Raw genomic sequence first — 16,588 nt, 5'->3', positions numbered from 1 at the left:
CCGCTGCCGCTCAGCCCTTGACCGCACCCTGAAGGCCACCGACGATCTGCTTCTCCGCGAGCGTAAAGAAGAGCAGCGCCGGAAGCATCGCCAGCGAGGTGAAGGCGAGGACGCCTGCCGTGTCGGTGGTGTACTGGCTGGAGAAGTTCTGCACCCCCAGCGGCAGGGTGTGCAGGCTGACGTCGCTGAGGACGAGCAACGGCAGCAGGAACGCGTTCCAACTCGCCACGAACGCCAGGACGCCGACGGTGACGAGCGCGGGCCGCGACAGCGGCATCACGATGCGCCAGAGGAACCCGAGCCGGCTCGCACCGTCGATGGCGGCGGCGTCTTCCAACTCCTTCGGGATCGCTGCCAGGAAGGGCCGCAGGATGACGATCGTCAGGGGCAGGGAGAAGGCCACCTGCGGGAGGATGACCGCGTAGTACGAGTTGGTCAGGTTCAGGTCCCGCAGCATGAGGTAGAGCGGCAGGATCGCCGCGCCGGCCGGAAACAGCAGGCCGAGTGTGAAGAAGGTGTAGAGCCCTTCGCGCCCACGGAAGCTGTAGCGGGCGAGCACGAACGCGGCGGACAGCCCGAGCACGACGACGGCGAGTGTGGTGCCGAGGGCGATGACCGCGCTGTTGAACGCCTGCTGCCAGAAGTTGCTCTGGGTCAGCACCCTGGCGTAGTTGTCCCAGACGAACGGGTCGGGCAGGCCGGCCGGGTTCGCGACGATCTGCGGGGTGGTGCGGAAGCCGCCGATGACCACGTAGACGACCGGGGCGATCGACACGGCCGCGATCGCGAGCGCGAGCGCGTAGGTGAGCGGCGTGCCCCAGGACACCTGACGGCGCCCGGCGGACGGAGAGGGAACGGAGTTCACAGCCATCGTCACTTCACCTTTCCGGTGATGGCGCCCTCGATGTCGCGGCGGAGCAGGAACCGCTGGAACAGCAGTGCCGCCACGAAGGAGATGGCGAACAGGATGACAGCCACAGCGTTGCCGTAGCCCCACAAGCGGGCGAAGAACCCGTTGTCCACCATGTAGGTCGCCATGGTGGCCGACGCGCCGAGCGACCGCACTGCGGGCACCGAGGTCACCCAGATCATGTCGAAGATCTGCAGTGAGCCGATCATGGACAGGAACATCCAGATCCGGATCGTCGGGCCGAGCAGCGGAATCGTGACGTGCCGTTGAATCTGCCACCAGCTGGCGCCGTCGATGGCCGCTGCCTCGGTCAGCTCGTCGGGCACGTTGGACAGCCCGGCGAGTAGCAGGATGATGGCGAAGCCGACGTACTTCCAGGTGAGGATGGCCAGCAGCGTCCAGATGACCAGGTCCAGGTCAGCGAGCCAGGGCCGCACCAGACCGCCCAGTCCCAGTGACTCCAGCATCGCGTCGACAGTGCCGCCGCCGGTCAGGAGCAGCTTCCACATGATGCCGACGGTGACCTCGGCGAGCACGTACGGCACGAACACCAGCAGGCGGAACACGGAGCGCCCACGGAATCGGCGGTTGAGCAGCAGGGCGATGGCCAGGGCGATCGGGCCCTGGATCAGCAGCGACCCGAACACGATGAGGGCGTTGTTGCGCAACGCGTCCAGGAAGATCGGGTCCTGGAAGGCGAGGGTGTAGTTCCGCAGGCCGACGAACTCGGTGGGGGGCCCGACGCCACGCCACCGGTAGAGGCTGTAGTAGACCGCGAAGCCCATCGGCACCAGCACGAACATCACGTAGACGGCGATGGCCGGCGCGGTGAGCCCGATGATCTCGTACCACTTGCGGCGTGTGTCGGCTCGGCGGGCGGATGGACGCCCCGCGCGGTGGGGGCCCGCCGGCGACGCGGAAGCGTCGCCGGCGGACGTACGGATCTGGTTGGCGGAGGTCACTTGCTTGCGGCCGCCTTCATCGCCGAGACGACCTTCTCAGGAGTCCCGTTACCCGCGAAGATGGCGACGACCGCGTCGTTCATCGCGGTGCCGACGGTGCTGCCGTAGGCCGTGTCCAGCCAGAGCTGGACGTAGCTCGCGTTGGCCGTGGCCTCCAGGATGGACTTGAGCGCGGGGTCCGTCACACCGTCGGCCGCGCCCTTGACCACAGGCAGGCCGGTGCCGGTCTCGGCGTAGCCCTTCTGCACCTCGGGGCTCACGATGTACTTGAGGAACTCGACGCACTCGGCGGGGGCGTTCTTGGCGCAGGAGAAGCCGTCGCCACCACCGAGGGCCGCCTTCGGGTCACCCGGGGAACCTTCGATCGCCGGCACCGGGAACCAGCCGAGGAACGAGGCGAGCTTCGCCTTGTCCGTGGCGACGGTGTCGAGCGTGCCGCGGTTCCAGTCACCCATGAGCTCCATCGCGGCCTTGCCGTTGGCGAGCATGCCGTTGGCGCTGGTCGGGTCGTTCTGGCCCGGCGTGGCGATGAAGTTGGGCTGGAACGGCTTGGTGTCGATGAACGCCTTCAGGTCCTGGCCGGCCTTGACGAAGCACGGGTCGTCGAAGACCTTGTCGGTGGACGCCTTCTTGAGCGTGTCGACCGAGCAGGCACGCAGCGCCATGTTGTACCACCAGTGCGCCGCCGGCCACTTGTCACCGGCGCCCACCGCGATCGGGACGACGTTGATCGCCTTGAGCTTGGTGACTGCGTCGTTGAGCTCTGCGAAGGTGGTCGGCGGTGCCGCGATGCCCGCCTGAGCGAACATGTCCTTGTTGTACCAGACGCCTTCGATGCCCATCCGGAACGGCAGGCCGTACTGCTTGCCCTTGACCTGCCAGATCTCGGCGGCGCTACCGATGCTGCCGACCTCGGTCTTGACCTGGTCGGTGATGTCCTTGAGGTAGTCGGCCTCCACCTGCTCGACCATCTCGCCGCCACCCCACGCCTGGAAGATGTCCGGCGGGTCGCTGCTCAGCAGCGCGGCGGGGAGCCGGGTGCGCTGGAGTTGGTTCGTCTCGATCGCCTCGATCTCGATCTTGACGGTCGGGTGGAGCGCGGAGAAGTCCTTGGCGACCTTCTCCCAGTAGGTCTTGCCGGGCCCGTCCTGTGAGGCGTTGTGCCACCAGGTCAGGGTCACCGGGTCCTTGTACAGCTCGCTCTGAGGGGCTGCCTCTTCGCCGCCGCCGCTGCACCCGGCGACTACGAGAACACTTGTCATTAGTACTGCCAGAACGGCACCTGCGCGGCGCTTCATTGCCATCGATGTCTCCTCGACTACTCAGTCGCGGTACTCGGCCTGCGGCGAAGTTTTACAGTCACGTAACTTGATGTCAATCGGTATCGATAACGTTTTCGATTCACTCGCGACGGGTCGCCACCGACAGCCCTATCATCATCGGCGTGGTGTTTCAGCAGCGCGTCAAGATGTCAGATGTCGCACGCACTGCCGGCGTCTCGGTTGCCACCGTATCGAAGGTTGTCAATGGACGATACGGCGTGGCCCAGGCAACCGTGGAGCGCGTCCAGCAGGTCATCCACGAGCTCGGCTACGAGGCGAGCCTGGGGGCGCAGAGCCTGCGCAGCCACCGCACCAACGTGCTCGGCATCCTGGTCGCCGAGTTCGAGCCGTTCTCGACCGAGCTGCTCAAGGGAGCCTCCCAGGAGGTCGCGGGCAGCGGATACCAGTTGCTGGCCTACTCCAGCGGCGACGGCGAGGGCGCCGCCGTGGGTTGGGAGCGGCGCTCGCTCGCCCGCCTCTCGGGCACCCTCATCGACGGGGCCGTGATCGTCACTCCGACCGTTGTCGAGACCAAACACAGCTTCCACGTCGTAGCCGTCGACCCGCACACCGGGCCGTCCGACCTGCCCACCGTCGATTCGGACAACTTCGCCGGCGCCGTGCTGGCGACCAACTACCTGCTGTCCCTCGGGCACCGACGGATCGGGCACATCAGCGGCCGTGCCGACCTGAAGTCGGCGCAACTGCGCGAGGCAGGCTTCCGCAGTGCGATGGCCGAGGCCGGCGTGCCGGTGGACGAGCGGCTCGTCCGTGTCGGCGGGTTCCGGATCGAGAGCGCCGCAGGCACGGCCGCGGAGCTTCTCGCCCTCACCGACCGGCCGAGCGCGATCTTCGCGGGTAACGACCTCTCCGCGATATCCACCATGGACGTAGCCCGCGACATGGGCCTCTCGGTGCCCGACGACCTGTCGGTGATCGGCTTCGACAACGTACCGGAGTCGGCGCTTGTCAACCCGCCGCTGACGACCATCATGCAACCGCTGCAGCGGATGGGCGCCGAGGCGTTGCGCCTGCTCATCGACCTGATCGCCGGCGTCGAGCGCGACACCCACATCAGGCTCCCCACCGAGCTGGTCATCCGTTCGTCCTGCCGCCCGCGCCACTGACACCCCTACGGCGGCGCGAGGGTCAGCGCTCCGTACGCGGGTAGAGGCGGCTGATCGTCTCGGCGACGCAGACCGGCTTGCCGCCGCCGTCGGTCTCCACGGCGACAGTCGCGACCAGTTGCACACCGCCGCTCACCGGGGACACGTCGGCGATGGTGGCGGTGGCGCGTACGGAGGCGCCCACCCGCAGCGGCGCGGGAAAACGCACCCGGTTCAGCCCGTAGTTGACGCCCATCGCGATCCCCTCGACCCGGTAGAGCTGGCCGGCCAACGTCGGCAGCAACGACAGGGTGAGATAGCCGTGCGCGATAGTGCCGCCGAACGGTCCGGACGCCGCCCGCGCCGGGTCGACGTGGATCCACTGGTGGTCGTCGGTGGCGTCGGCGAAGAGGTCCACCCGGCTCTGCTCGATCGGCTGCCAGGGCCCGGGGCCGATGGACTCGCCGACCGCTGTGGCCAACTCGTCGAGGGAAGTGAAGACTCGCATCCGGGTGTCCTTAGCTGTCAGAAGGCGTTGACGCCGGTGAGCGCGCGTCCGATCAGGAGCTGCTGGATCTGGCTGGTGCCCTCGTAGAGGGTGGCGACGCGGGCATCGCGCAGGTACTTGCCGACCGGGTACTCGTCGATGTAGCCGTACCCCCCGAAGACCTGGACCGCGTTGTTTGCCGCGCGGACGGCGGCCTCGCTGGCGAAGAGCTTGGCCATCGACGCCTCGGTGGCGAACGCCTGGCCGCGGTCGATCAGGTCGGCCACCTGCCAGACCAGCAGCCGCGCGGCGGCCGTGTCCACGGCGATGGCCGCGAGCAACTGCTGGACGAGCTGGTGGGCGGCGATCGGCTTACCGAACTGGGTCCGCTGCCCGGCGTAGCCGACCGCCGCGTCGAGGCAGCCCTGGGCGATGCCGACGCAGCCGGCGGCAACCGACATCCGGCCTTTGGCAAGCGTGCCGAGGGCCAGGCGGAAGCCGCTGCCCTCGTCGCCGAGGCGGGCCGCGTCGGGGACGCGTACCTCGTCGAGGCCCAGTTCGCCGGTGGCCTGCCCGCGCAGGCCGAGCTTGCCGTGGATCTCCCGGCGGGTCAGGCCGGGGCTGTCGGTGGGCACCAGGAACGCGGTGATGCCCCGGTGCCCGGGGCCGCCGGTGCGGGCGAAGACCAGTGCGACGTCGGCGGTGGTGCCGTTGGTGATGAACATCTTGGTGCCGGTGAGCAGCCAGTCGTCGCCGTCGCGCACAGCGCGCGTGCGCAGCGCTGCGGCGTCCGAGCCGCTGTCCGGCTCGGTCAGCGCGAAGCAGCCGAGGGCGTCGCCGGAGCAGAGCCGGGGCAGCCATTCGGCCCGCTGCGCGGCTGAGCCGTGGGCGGCGATGGACTTGGCGACAAGCCCGAGCGAGACCGAGACGATGCCGCGCACCGCCGAGTCGCCCCTGCCGAGTTCCTCAAGGACCAGGCAGTACGCGAGGTGGTCGCCGCCGGAGCCGCCGTCGTGTTCGGCGATGGTCAGCCCCAGGAAGCCCAGCTCGCCGAGCTTGCCGACGATGGCGGGGTCGACCGACTCGCGCCGGTCCCATTCGGCGGCGTACGGCAGCAACTCCCGGTCGGCGAACTCGGCGGCGAGCTGGCGGACGGCTGCCTGCTCGGCGGTGAGGGTCAGCTCCATGGCGAATAAACTAGCGGTGATAGTTTACGACGTCCAGAGCGGACGGCGACCGACCTCGCTCACCTGTCGGAGGCCAGACCGACGTGCCGGTCGGTGGCGAACGCACGGACCAGCTCGGTACGCGATCTGATGCCGAGCCGATGGAACACGTTGCGCAGGTGGTGGTCGACAGTGCGGGTGGAGAGGAACATCCGGGCGGCGATCTCCCGGTTGGTGGCCCCCTCCGCGACCAGTTGGGCGATCCGCAGTTGCTGGCCGGTCAGCAGCCGCGCGGCAGGCAGGTCCGGTGGGCCGACCGACTCCCCGGCGGCCCGCAGCTCTGCGGTGGCCTGCTCGGCCCAACGGCTCGCCCCGAGCAGCGTGAACGTCTCCCGGGCCCGGTGCAGATGTTCCCGGGCGTCGCGCGGGCGACGGCTGCGCCGCAACTCCTGGCCGAAGAGCAACTCGGTGCGCGCACGTTCGAACGTGCCAGCCTCGGTCGGATGCAGCCGCAGCGCGGTCCGGAACTCACGCTCCGCCTCACCGCTGCCCTTCGGCGCGAGCAGCGCGTGACACCGGGCCGACAGTGCCCGCCTCAACGGGCTGGCGGTGCTGCTTGCCCACCTGTCGAAAACCGCGAGCGCGGCCGTCGCCGCCGGCCGGTGCGCCAGGTGGGCGGCGGCCTCCACCAGGTACGGAGTTGCCATCACCTGGACGAGCACCTGACCTCGCCCGGTGCCGAGTCGGGCCAGCGACGCCAGCCTGGTCGCCGCCTCGGCATGTCTGCCGTCGGCCAGGTCGAGGACTGCCCGCGCCCACCCGGCAAGCGCGTGCGGCCGGCTGCCCGGTGTCGGAGCCTCTCCGATCTCCCGGATCCGCCGCAGGCTGGTCTCCCGGTCGGCCCGTACGGCGGCCAGCACGGCGAGCATGCCCAGGTGGACGTTGGCACAGTTGACCTGGCCTGCGGCACGGGCGACCCGCAGTCCGTCGCGGGACGTCTCCGCCGCAGCCTCGTGCCGACCCAACCAGTACTCGGCGACCGCCCGCAGCTCCAACGCCCGGGACAGCATTGACAGTTCGCCCCGCTCGCGGGCCAACCCGACGGCACGCTCGGCGAGCCGGTGCGCCGCGCCGTCCACCGCCACCACCAGCCCGGCCGCCGCCGCGCAGGCGAGGGCGGTCGGGGTCAGCTCCGCCCCGGTCAACCGGCCACCGAGTACGACGGCCCGGCGCAACGCGGGACCCGCCCGCTCATGGTCGCCGCGCAGCGTGGCCGCCACACCGGCGACGAGCGAACTCGTCAACTCGACGGCCGGTGGGTCGTGCGGACGGCGCAATTCCGCGGCCCGGCGGCCGACCTCCGCGTACCGGTACTGGTCGCCGGCGAAGCACACTGCCTCGCCGGCCCTCGCCAACGCCTGCACGGCGAGCGCGCGGTCGGTGGCCGCGACCGTCCCGGCGGCGGCCAGCAGCGTGGACGCCGCACCCGAGGCGGCGTCGCAGCGCAACTCCAGTTCGCCGCGCAGCACGGCCGCGTGCCCGGCGACGGCAGGGTCGGCGCAGGTCGCGCGAAGCCGGTCGAGCAGCAGGCGCGCCTCGGTGGGCTGGCCGGCGGTCCACGCGTACCGGGCGGCGGTCAGCAGCCGGCCGGCGGCGTCGCCCGGGCGGGCGCTGAGTTCGGCGGCCCGGCACAGCGCGGCCGAGGCCATTGCCCAGTCGGTAGGTACGCCTGTCGCCGCGCGCTCCAACTCGTCGGCGAGGGCCGCGTCGGTGCCCGCCGTCGCGGCGGCGAGGTGCATGGCGCGGCGCAGCCGCTGCGCGTCCGCGTCGAGCACCCCGGCGAGCAGCCGGTGCGCCTGCCGTCGCTGCGCGAGCGGCGCGCTGGCCGCGACCATCGCCCGGGCCAGCGGCTGCGGGAACGTGACGCCCTCGGGCTCGACGTGGACCAGGCCGGCGACCTCTGCCGGGGCTAGCGCCTCGACGGCCATGCCGGCGGCGTCGGCCGCGCGGGCCAGTGTCGCGGGCTCGTTCGACTCGTCGAGGGCGGCGAGCAGCAGCATGCGACGGGTGTCCGGCGGCAACCGGTCGATGCGGGCCCGGTAGGCGCGGCCGAGCGCGCCGTCCGTCGGTGGCGTGGCGGGTAGCGGCTCCTCCCCCCGCCACTGCCCTGGGCTCAGCGCGTCGGCGAGGTCCACGAGCGCCTGCGGGTTGCCGCCGCCAATCACGGCGAGGGTGGCCGCCACCGGCTCGGTAGGTCGCTCGTGCAGCCGGTCGGCCAGGACGGCGACGCTGTCCCGCTCGCTCAGCGGCCCGAGCCGGCACGTCGCGACCCCGTCGACAGCGGCGGTGACGTCGGCGGTGAGTAGGACGGCGACCGGCAGGTGCCGCAGCCGGCGGGCCACGAACGCCAGTACCTGCGCGGTCTGCGGGTCACCCCGGTCGAGGTCGTCCATCGTGGCCAGCAGCGGGCGCTCCCGCGCGGCGGCGGCGAGCAGCCCGAGCACGGCGACCGAGAGGGCCAGCCGACGCTCCGGCGGGCAGCCCTCCCCGTCCAGTGCCCGACGCAGCAGGTTCCGCTGCGGCTCCGGCAGGTCGGTGGCCCGGTCGCGCACCGGGTCGAGCAGGCGTTGCAGCCCGGCGTACGGCAGCGCCGCCTCCGCGGGCAGCCCGGCCCCGGCCAGGACGACGCAGTTCTCGGCGTACCGGTGGGCGTAGGACAGCAGCGCCGTACGCCCCGACCCCGGCTCGCCGTGCAGCAGCAGCGCCCCACCGCCGTCGGTCACGCCGTCGAGAAGGCTCCGGACGGCCCGGCACTGGTCATCCCGGCCGCGCAGCACAGTTATTTGCACTCGTGATGCAGTAACCATGCGTCACAGTGTCACTCATCGATAAGCGGAAGGAAAGAGGACAGGCCGGGATCAGTCGGCCGCCACCTCCGCCAACAGCGCGCCGACCGTCCGGGTCATGACCCCCCGGGCCTGGTCCACGCCCAGCCCGAGGCCGTACCGCAGCATCGACCACGCCTGCCACGTGCTCGCCGCGATCAGCGCGTTGAGCAACTGCTCGCGCCCTCGCCCGGCCCGCGCCAACTCGGTGGCGAAGAGCTGTTCGACCTCGTCGCGTACCCGGTCGATGTGCTTGAGGCGGTTGAGGTGCAGCTGGTCGGAGACCGGCTCGCGCATCTGCGCGGCCCGCGCCGACGGCGCGATGAGCTGGAGCAGCCGGGCGCGCTGCCGGCAGTACGCGTCGATGCGCTTGGCCAGAGGCAACGCGGGCGAGATCGGTCGGTACGCGGCGTCCTGCTGACGCAGCACCTCCGCGCCGCTGGCCTCGAACAGCGTCTCCATGTCCTTGAAGTTGGTCCAGAGCGTCCGCAGCGAGATGCCGGCCCGCTCGGCGATGCGTTCGCCGGTCGGCCGCAGGTCACCCTCGGCGATGAGCGCCAGGTGCGCCTCGACGATGGCCGCCCGGGTGCGCTCGGCACGGGCCGTGCGCCCGTCGACGCGTCCCGGGGCCTCGACCTTGTTCATCCGCCCCCGCCCCCTCACCGCCACGGCGTCCCCCGACGCACCGCCGAGTCTAGACAGGCGATGATCAGGCGACATCGGGCGACCACTGGCGGCGTCATCCGGACCGGCCTCCCAGCGTGACGCCGCCGTCGCAGACGATCGTCTGCCCGGTGATCCAGGCGGCGTCGGCGGAGGCCAGAAAGGCGACAGCGCCCGCCACGTCGTCGGCGACGCCGAGCCGGCCCAGCGGGTACCGCGCGGCGACCTCCTCCTCCCGGCCCTCGTAGAGGGCGGCGGCGAAGCGGGTCTTGACCACGCCGGGCGCGACGGCGTTGACCCGGACCGTCGGCCCCAACTCCACGGCGAGGCTCGCGGTGAGGTGGTTGAGCGCGGCCTTGCTCACGCCGTAGAAGGCGATGCCGGGCGCCGGCGCGAGGCCGGCGATCGACGACACGTTCACCACGCAGCCGCCGCGCTCGGTCATGCCGGCGGCACAGACCGCCTGCACCCAGCCCAGCGCGGCCACCAGGTTGACGTCGAGGATCTTGCGCGCCGCCGCGAGGTCCAGCTCGACGAGCGGGCCGTGCACCGGGTTGATGCCTGTGTTGTTGACAAGGAGGTCGACAGGCCCGAATGCCGCGCTGACCTGGCGTACCGCATCGGCCCGGTGCGCGGCGTCGTCGGCCCGGCCGGCGACGGCGACCGCGTACGCGGAGCCGCCGAGGGCTGCGACGGCCTCGTCCAGCGCCTCGGGGTGGCGGGCCGTGAGACCCACCCGCGCGCCCTCGGCCACCAGCCGCCGCGCGATGGCCAGGCCGATCCCCCGACTGGCGCCGGTGACGATGGCGACCCGACCGACGAGCCTGCGTGATTCTGCATCCACAGTGCAGATAGTAGGAGTGGTGATCGGTGTCGGTCAACGCCTTCCCGACAGCGCCGCCGAAGGACCGCCAGCACCGCCGAGAGCCCCGACGCGCCGCCGGACAGCCGTACGACCGGGCGCGGTCGGCGGTGACCACGCCCGGTCGACGGCCGGGTGTACGAGTCGTCAGGAGACGGTCGGCACCCCGTTCGCGGGTGGCGCGACCGGGGCGGCCGAGAACTCGGTGACCGGGCCGTCCTCCTCGTCGGTCTCGTACGTCGGCCCGAAGTAGCTCTGCGCTCCCCCGCTCACCTTGGTCAGGCGCTGCCCGCCGTACCCGGAGTGGTCCTTGTCGGAGAAGCGCAGCGGCGCGAGGCCCGGCCCCTGGAAGCCGCCCTTCTGCACCGCGCTGAGCACCTTCTCCCGGGTGAGGTCCTTGCCGGCGGCGAGCAGCACCTGCACGAAGAGGTAGCCGACGGACATGCCGTAGACGGTGTTGCCGTCGAACGGCGCGTCACCGTTGTGCTCCTTGTTGATCTTCGTGAAGAGCTGGATCCACGGGTTCGCTGTGTCGTTCTGCATCGGCAGGTAGTTGGCGCCGACCATGCCCTCCAGCAGCGGAGCCGCCTCGCCGAGCTGCTTGGCGAGGGTCGGGTGGTCGCCGCCGACGTTGGAGACCAGCCACTGCGGCTTGAGGCCCAGCCGCGCGGCGGTGCCGACGGACAGGGCGGTGAAGCCGGGCACCGTGGCGAGCACGACGACCTGGCAGCCTGCGGCCTTGAACGCGCCGATCTGCGGCGCGACGTTGGTGTTGCTTGTGACGTACGTCTGCTTGACCGCCACGCCCCCGGCGCCGAGAACCTTCTCCACGCCCACCAGGCTGTCGCGGCCGAAGTCGTCGTCCTGACCCAGGAAGCAGACCTTCTGGCCGGCGTGGTTCGCCTTCACGTAGTTGGCGAGGATCTTGCCCTCGACCGTGTAGTCCGGGTTGAACCCGAACGTGCCCGGATACTTGTCCGGCTGGTCCCAGCTGCGACTGCCGGAGGCCACGAACAGGTCGGGCACCCGGTTGGTCTTGAGGAAGTCGAGAACGCCGGTGTGGGTCGGGGTGCCGAGCCCGTTGAGAACGGCGAAGACCTTGTCCTGGAGGACGAGCTGCCGGACCACCTGCTGGGTGTTCGCCGGGTTGTAGCCGTCGTCCATGATCTTGTAGGTGATCTTCCGGCCGTGCACGCCGCCGTTGGCGTTGACGTAGTCGAAGTACGCCTTCGTCGCCGGGGCGATCTTGGAGTAGCCGGCCGAGGCCGGCCCGGTGAGCGGCATGTGCGTACCGACGACGATCTCGGTGTCGGTGACCCCCGGCACCGAAGCCCCGCCGGAGGAGCCGCCGCCGTCGTCGCCACTGCAACCGGCGGCGGCGATGAGCAGGGCTATTGTGCTGGCGATCGCGAGACCGCGTTGTGCCGTACGGTGCATGAGGAACACCGACCTTTCTCGGTCCGATTCTCGGGGAACGGTGTGGTGTGGTGGGGCGCCCGGCCGAGGCCGGGCCGAGAACAGCTCAGGAACGCCGCGCCGGCCATCGGGCCAGCAGGGCCCGGCCGAGACGGGACAGCACGCCCTGCACGCCGCCCGGCGCGACGATCATCACGACGATCAGCGTGACGCCGAAGATCGCCAGCGGGAGGTTGCCCTCCAGCCGCTGCGCCACAGCGGGCGAGAGGGTGAACAGCTCGGTCACCGAATGGGTGAGGTCGGGCAGGGCGACGAGCAGGACGGCCCCCCACAACGCCCCGGCGAGCCGACCGAGGCCGCCGATCACCACGGCCATCAGCAGGAACAGCGACAGCGTCAGCGAGAACGCGCCAGGCGAGACGCTCTGCGCGAGCACCGCGAGCAGGGCGCCGCCGAGCCCGGCCGTGGCGGCACTGACCACGAACGCGAGGACCTGGGTACGCGCCACGTGGATCCCGGCGAGGCGGGCCGCCACCTCGTCGTCGCGGACCGCCCGGAACGTACGCCCGTACCGGCTGCGGATCAGGTTGGCCAGCAGCACCAGGGCGAGCAGGGTGGCAGCGCCCGAGAGCCAGAGCTGCCACCGCTCATAGGGGAAGTACGCGCCGAGCGCCATCGGTGGCGGTTCCACAGGCACCGACAGCCCCTGCTCCCCGTTGAACACCCCGTCGAAGGTGACGGCAAGCGCCGGCACGACGACGGCCACGGCGAGAGTCACACCGGCCAGGTAAGGGCCCCGCAGCCGGGCGGCGGCCACACCGACAACTGCGCCGACAGCGACAGTGCTGACGATCGCCACTCCCAGCGAGACCGCCAACAGCCACCCGCCGGTCATCCCCCGGTCGAGGAACGCGGTCTGACACAGAGCCACCGTGTACGCGCCGACGGCCATCAGGGCCCCGTGCCCCAGCGACAGCTGACCGTTGAGCCCGGTGAGGACGGTCAGCCCGGCTGTGGCGCAGAGGTACGCCGCCACTGTGGCGAGCTGGAAGTTGCGGAACGGCTCGACGGCGTAGCTGACCGCCACCAGCGCCAGACCCACGGCGAGCGCCACCGCGAGATGCCGCAGCAGTGTTGAGCCGCGCCGACTGTCGACCGGGCGGTCACCGGCCCCGCCGGATCGCTGCTTCGGCGGCATTGCCGCCCGGGTGGCGCTCACACCCGCCTCGCCACGACCGGCGCGAACAGCCCACCGGGACGAACCAGCAGCACAGCCAGCAGCAGGACCAGCACCGCCAGGGGGGTGACGTCACTGCCGACGTAGCCGCTCACATAGGACAGCAGCAGACCCACCACCAATCCACCGACGACCGCGCCCGGTGGGCTGTCCAGCCCACCGACCACCGCCGCGGTGAACGCCGAGACGAACACCAGGTCCATGGCGTGCGGATGCAGGCCCAGCTCGGTGGGGAGGACAAGCATCGCGGCAAGCGCGCCCACGCCGGAGGCGAGCGCCCAGCCGAGCGTCAACATCCCGCCCACGTTGACGCCGAGCAGGCGGGACACCTCCGGCGCGAAGGCCGCCGCGCGCATCCGCAACCCCACAGGTGTACGCGCGAACATCCACGCCAGCGCACTCACCACCACACCGATCGTGGCGAAGACGAACAGGTCGTACGGCGACAGCACGGCGACCCCGCCCACTGTGAGGGCGGACCGGCTGAACGGCGCTTCGGCGGGGCGGAACTCGTTGCCGTACACCATGCCCAGCACGGCCTGGATCAACAGCACCAGCCCGAGCGCCACGATCACCGGGTTGAGCGGTGAGGCGTGGTCGACGTGGCGCATCACGACCCGGTCCACGAGCGCGCCGAGCACAAGCCCGGCGACGATCGCGACAACGAAGCCCAGCCAGTAGGAGCCGGTCGCCGCGGACACTGTGTACGCGACGTACGCGGCGGCGACGGCCATCGCTCCCTGGGCGAAGTTGACGACCCGCGCCGCCCGCCAGATGAGCACCAGGGCCAGCGCGAACGCGGCGTACACCGCGCCCCGGGACAGGCCGTCGATGGTGAGGAAGACGAAGCGGTCCAACAGTCCTCCCTTCGGAAACGAGGTGGTGGTCAGAAGCCGAGGTACGCGTGGCGCAGGTCGTCGTCGTCGCGCAGCGTGGCGGCCGGGGCGGCGATGACGACCCGGCCCAGCGACATCACCACGCCCTGGTCGGCCACGGCGAGCGCGCTGCGCACGTTCTGCTCGACGAGCAGCACCGTCAGGCCGGTGCTGTCGCGCAGTTGGCGCAGCAGGGCCATGGTCCGGGCGACCACCCGTGGGGCCAGGCCGAGCGAGGGTTCGTCGAGCAGCAGCAGGCGTGGCCTGCCGACGAGCGCCCGACCGAGCGCGAGCATCTGCCGCTCACCGCCGGACAGCTGGTGGCCGAGGTGCCGGCGACGCCTGGCGAGCGGCTCGAAGAGCTGGTAGACCTCGTCGAGCGCGCGGCCGGCGTCCGCCCGGTCCCGCCGCCACAGGCCGCCGAGCCGCAGGTTCTCGTCGACGGTGAGTTCGCTGATCACGCCCCGCCCCTCCGGCACGTGCGCCATGCCGCGCCGGACGAGCTGCTCCACCGGCGTACCCCGCAGGTCGTCTCCGGCGAGAACGACCTGGCCGGCGGACGGGCGGATCATGCCGGAGAGCGCGCGCAGCAGTGTGGTCTTGCCGGCGCCGTTGGCGCCCACCACCGCCGCTATGGTGCCGGCGGGCACTGTCAGGTCGATGGCCTGCAACACCGGCGCGGCACCGTAGCCGGCCACCAGCCCGCGCACCACGAGCAGATCGGGCGCGCTCACGAGGTGACACCGTCGACGGCGGCGTCCTCGATCGCGGCGCCCAGGTAGGCGTCGGTGACCGCCGGATCGTCGCGGATCTCGTCCGGCGTGCCGGCGGCGATCACCCGGCCGAAGTCGAGCACCACGATCTCGTCGCAGACCGCCATCACCAGGTCCATGTGGTGCTCGACGAGCAGCACCGCGCACGGGTCGGCGTCGCGGCGGGGCAACTGCCGGACCAGCTCCGCCAGTTCGGTGATGTCGTCGGCGCCGAGGCCACCGGCCGGCTCGTCGAGCAGCAGCAGCCGGGGCCGTGCGGCCAGCGCGCGGGCCAGGGCGACCCGCTGGCGTACGGCGAACGGCAGCGTGGTCGGCGCGGCGTCGGCGTGCCCCGCGATGCCGAGGTCGTCGAGAATGTCCAGTGCCTGCCGGCGCAGTCGCTGCTCGTCGCGGTCACTGCGGGGCAGCCCGAACAGGGCGGAGGCGAAACCCGCACGAGCGGTGTGCGAAGCACCGGTCATCACGTTCTCCAGCACTGTGAGCCCGGCGAAGAGCCCGGTCCCCTGCAGGGTCCGCGCGATGCCCAGTCGGGTCAGGCCGTGCGGCCGTGGTCGCAGCGGCCGACCGTCCAGGGTGAGCGAACCCGTCTCCGGCGTCACGAAACCGCAGATCACGTTGAACAGCGTGGTCTTGCCGGCGCCGTTGGGCCCGATCACGCCCACCACCCGGTTGGGTGGCACCCGCAGCGAGACGTCGTCGAGGGCGGTGAGGCCGCCGAAACGGACGCCGATGTGGTGCAGTTCGAGCCCGCGTTCCATCACCCATCCCTCGCGTCGTGGCGGGGTGTTATTTACACTCGCAGTGTACGTTTCTCGGGTACGGCGTCAATACCTTCAATGCCCCCGACCAGCACGCCGTCGGGCCGGCACGCGACCGGGGCGGCCACCAGCGGTGGCCGCCCCGGTTTGTCGCGCTCAGTAGCTGGGGCAGGTGTTGCGGTACTCCTGGATCTGCGAGCCGCTCGGGCCCGGGCAGAGGAACTGCTCGTAGCGGGTGTCGTCGTCGACGAACCGCTTCAGCCAGGCCACCATCTGCCGCGCGGTAGGCGTGTTCGTCGTCTGCGGGAAGAAGTGGCTCGCCCCGTTCAACTCCAGGTACGCCTTCTCGGCGGAGGCCGGGATGCTGTTGTAGAACGGCACCGAGTGCGTGGCGACCGGCGCGACCGAGTCGCTCTCGCCACCGATGATCAGCGTCGGCACCCGCAGCTCGGACCAGCTCTTGTCCAGGTTCCACGGTGCCAGCGGCACGGCGGCCTGCAACGACGGCCGGGACGAGGCCGCCTCCAGGCTGCCGCCGCCACCCATCGAGTGACCGGCCACGGCGAGCCTGCTGCTGTCGATCCGGCTCCGCACCGAACTGCGCTCGGTGAGGTAGTCGAGCGCGGCCAGCAGTTGCCGGCCCCGGCTGTCCGGCTGGTCGAGCCTGGTGTTGGTCTCGATGCCGATCACCACGAAGCCGTGCGAGGCGATCCGCGGGCCGAGCCAGCTGATGCTTGACCAGGAGGCCGTGTAGCCGGGCGAGATGGCGATGGCGCCGAAGGTGCCCTCGCTTGTGCTTGTGGGGTAGTAGATGACGCCGCCGCCGAAGCCGGTGACGCTCAGCGAGGAGACGCTCTGCGAGGCGGTGGCGAAGGGGCCGCGGCTGGCCTCCAGGATCGCGGTGGTCGGAGCGGGGCCCCGCTCGTACGGGCTCGCCGCCTGGGCGGCACCGGAGGGTCCGGCCAGGACGCCGCCGGCGACGAGGGTGGCGGCCAGCGCGAACCGGACGGCTCGGGCTGCCACGGAACGGGGACGGGTGGTGGTTGGTGACGGCACGTCGGGCACTCCCTAGAGTCGAGCGATATCGACGTCCGTCAGTGTTGTGCGCTCGGCGCGCCCCCCGCATCGGTGAAATCACCAGTCCTGCCCACCGCTGTTGTGTTTTG

General features: G+C 71.3%; 15 protein-coding genes. 1 reads left to right on the top strand and 14 read right to left on the bottom strand.

The features are described 5' to 3' along the window. Window positions 1-10: 10 nt before the first annotated feature. Genes ACLQ23_RS24380 through ACLQ23_RS24370 form a run of 3 tightly spaced genes read right to left on the bottom strand, consistent with a single transcriptional unit; the run spans window position 11 to window position 3,053 of the window. Window positions 11-877: a carbohydrate ABC transporter permease gene (locus tag ACLQ23_RS24380; RefSeq protein ID WP_355588856.1), complete on the bottom strand. Its 867-nt coding sequence runs from the start codon at window positions 875-877 to the stop codon at window positions 11-13. After that, window positions 874-1,872 (bottom strand): carbohydrate ABC transporter permease, encoded by a 999-nt coding sequence (locus ACLQ23_RS24375; protein ID WP_355588854.1) that lies wholly within the window; start codon window positions 1,870-1,872, stop codon window positions 874-876. The genes ACLQ23_RS24380 and ACLQ23_RS24375 overlap by 4 nt, the downstream gene beginning before the upstream one ends. Next, window positions 1,869-3,053: an extracellular solute-binding protein gene (locus tag ACLQ23_RS24370; RefSeq protein WP_355588852.1), complete on the bottom strand. Its 1,185-nt coding sequence runs from the start codon at window positions 3,051-3,053 to the stop codon at window positions 1,869-1,871. The genes ACLQ23_RS24375 and ACLQ23_RS24370 overlap by 4 nt, the downstream gene beginning before the upstream one ends. Window positions 3,054-3,340: 287 nt before the next feature. Here ACLQ23_RS24370 and ACLQ23_RS24365 point away from each other — a divergent pair, with 287 nt between their 5' ends. Continuing rightward, window positions 3,341-4,321: a LacI family DNA-binding transcriptional regulator gene (locus ACLQ23_RS24365; RefSeq protein ID WP_355589416.1), complete on the top strand. Its 981-nt coding sequence runs from the start codon at window positions 3,341-3,343 to the stop codon at window positions 4,319-4,321. Between the two features lie 22 nt (window positions 4,322-4,343). Here ACLQ23_RS24365 and ACLQ23_RS24360 read toward each other — a convergent pair whose 3' ends face one another. The 11 genes from ACLQ23_RS24360 to ACLQ23_RS24310 form a co-directional block, all read right to left on the bottom strand. Next, window positions 4,344-4,808, bottom strand: coding sequence for a MaoC family dehydratase (locus ACLQ23_RS24360; protein ID WP_355588850.1), 465 nt, complete (start codon window positions 4,806-4,808; stop codon window positions 4,344-4,346). 17 nt (window positions 4,809-4,825) lie between these two features. Next, window positions 4,826-5,974 carry an acyl-CoA dehydrogenase family protein gene (locus tag ACLQ23_RS24355; protein ID WP_355588848.1) on the bottom strand — a complete coding sequence of 383 codons (1,149 nt, stop codon included), beginning with the start codon at window positions 5,972-5,974 and terminating at the stop codon, window positions 4,826-4,828. A 59-nt stretch (window positions 5,975-6,033) separates the two neighbouring features. Continuing rightward, the gene (locus tag ACLQ23_RS24350; protein WP_355588846.1) at window positions 6,034-8,820 is read right to left on the bottom strand and encodes an AAA family ATPase; all 2,787 of its coding nucleotides are present in this window, start codon (window positions 8,818-8,820) and stop codon (window positions 6,034-6,036) included. A gap of 51 nt (window positions 8,821-8,871) precedes the next feature. Next, window positions 8,872-9,483: a TetR/AcrR family transcriptional regulator gene (locus ACLQ23_RS24345; protein ID WP_355588844.1), complete on the bottom strand. Its 612-nt coding sequence runs from the start codon at window positions 9,481-9,483 to the stop codon at window positions 8,872-8,874. Window positions 9,484-9,577: 94 nt separating this feature from the next. Then, window positions 9,578-10,345 (bottom strand): SDR family oxidoreductase, encoded by a 768-nt coding sequence (locus ACLQ23_RS24340; RefSeq protein WP_355588842.1) that lies wholly within the window; start codon window positions 10,343-10,345, stop codon window positions 9,578-9,580. Window positions 10,346-10,510: 165 nt separating this feature from the next. Then, window positions 10,511-11,800: an ABC transporter substrate-binding protein gene (locus ACLQ23_RS24335; RefSeq protein ID WP_355588840.1), complete on the bottom strand. Its 1,290-nt coding sequence runs from the start codon at window positions 11,798-11,800 to the stop codon at window positions 10,511-10,513. An 85-nt stretch (window positions 11,801-11,885) separates the two neighbouring features. Then, a complete protein-coding gene (locus ACLQ23_RS24330) occupies window positions 11,886-12,998 on the bottom strand; it encodes a branched-chain amino acid ABC transporter permease (RefSeq protein WP_355631725.1) in 1,113 nt (370 codons plus the stop codon). Beyond that, window positions 12,995-13,873 (bottom strand): branched-chain amino acid ABC transporter permease, encoded by an 879-nt coding sequence (locus ACLQ23_RS24325; protein ID WP_425881161.1) that lies wholly within the window; start codon window positions 13,871-13,873, stop codon window positions 12,995-12,997. The genes ACLQ23_RS24330 and ACLQ23_RS24325 overlap by 4 nt, the downstream gene beginning before the upstream one ends. A 29-nt stretch (window positions 13,874-13,902) precedes the next feature. After that, window positions 13,903-14,625, bottom strand: coding sequence for an ABC transporter ATP-binding protein (locus ACLQ23_RS24320; RefSeq protein WP_355588834.1), 723 nt, complete (start codon window positions 14,623-14,625; stop codon window positions 13,903-13,905). Continuing rightward, window positions 14,622-15,422, bottom strand: a complete 801-nt coding sequence (locus ACLQ23_RS24315; protein ID WP_355588832.1) for an ABC transporter ATP-binding protein — start codon at window positions 15,420-15,422, stop codon at window positions 14,622-14,624. Before ACLQ23_RS24315 ends, ACLQ23_RS24320 begins: the two co-directional genes overlap by 4 nt. Before the next feature lie 156 nt (window positions 15,423-15,578). Next, window positions 15,579-16,478 carry an alpha/beta hydrolase family protein gene (locus tag ACLQ23_RS24310; RefSeq protein ID WP_355588831.1) on the bottom strand — a complete coding sequence of 300 codons (900 nt, stop codon included), beginning with the start codon at window positions 16,476-16,478 and terminating at the stop codon, window positions 15,579-15,581. Window positions 16,479-16,588 lie beyond the last annotated feature (110 nt).

This window comes from Micromonospora sp. DT41, from assembly GCF_049841715.1.
GTDB lineage: Bacteria > Actinomycetota > Actinomycetes > Mycobacteriales > Micromonosporaceae > Micromonospora > Micromonospora profundi.
This window is presented reverse-complemented; position numbering and strand designations above follow the sequence as displayed.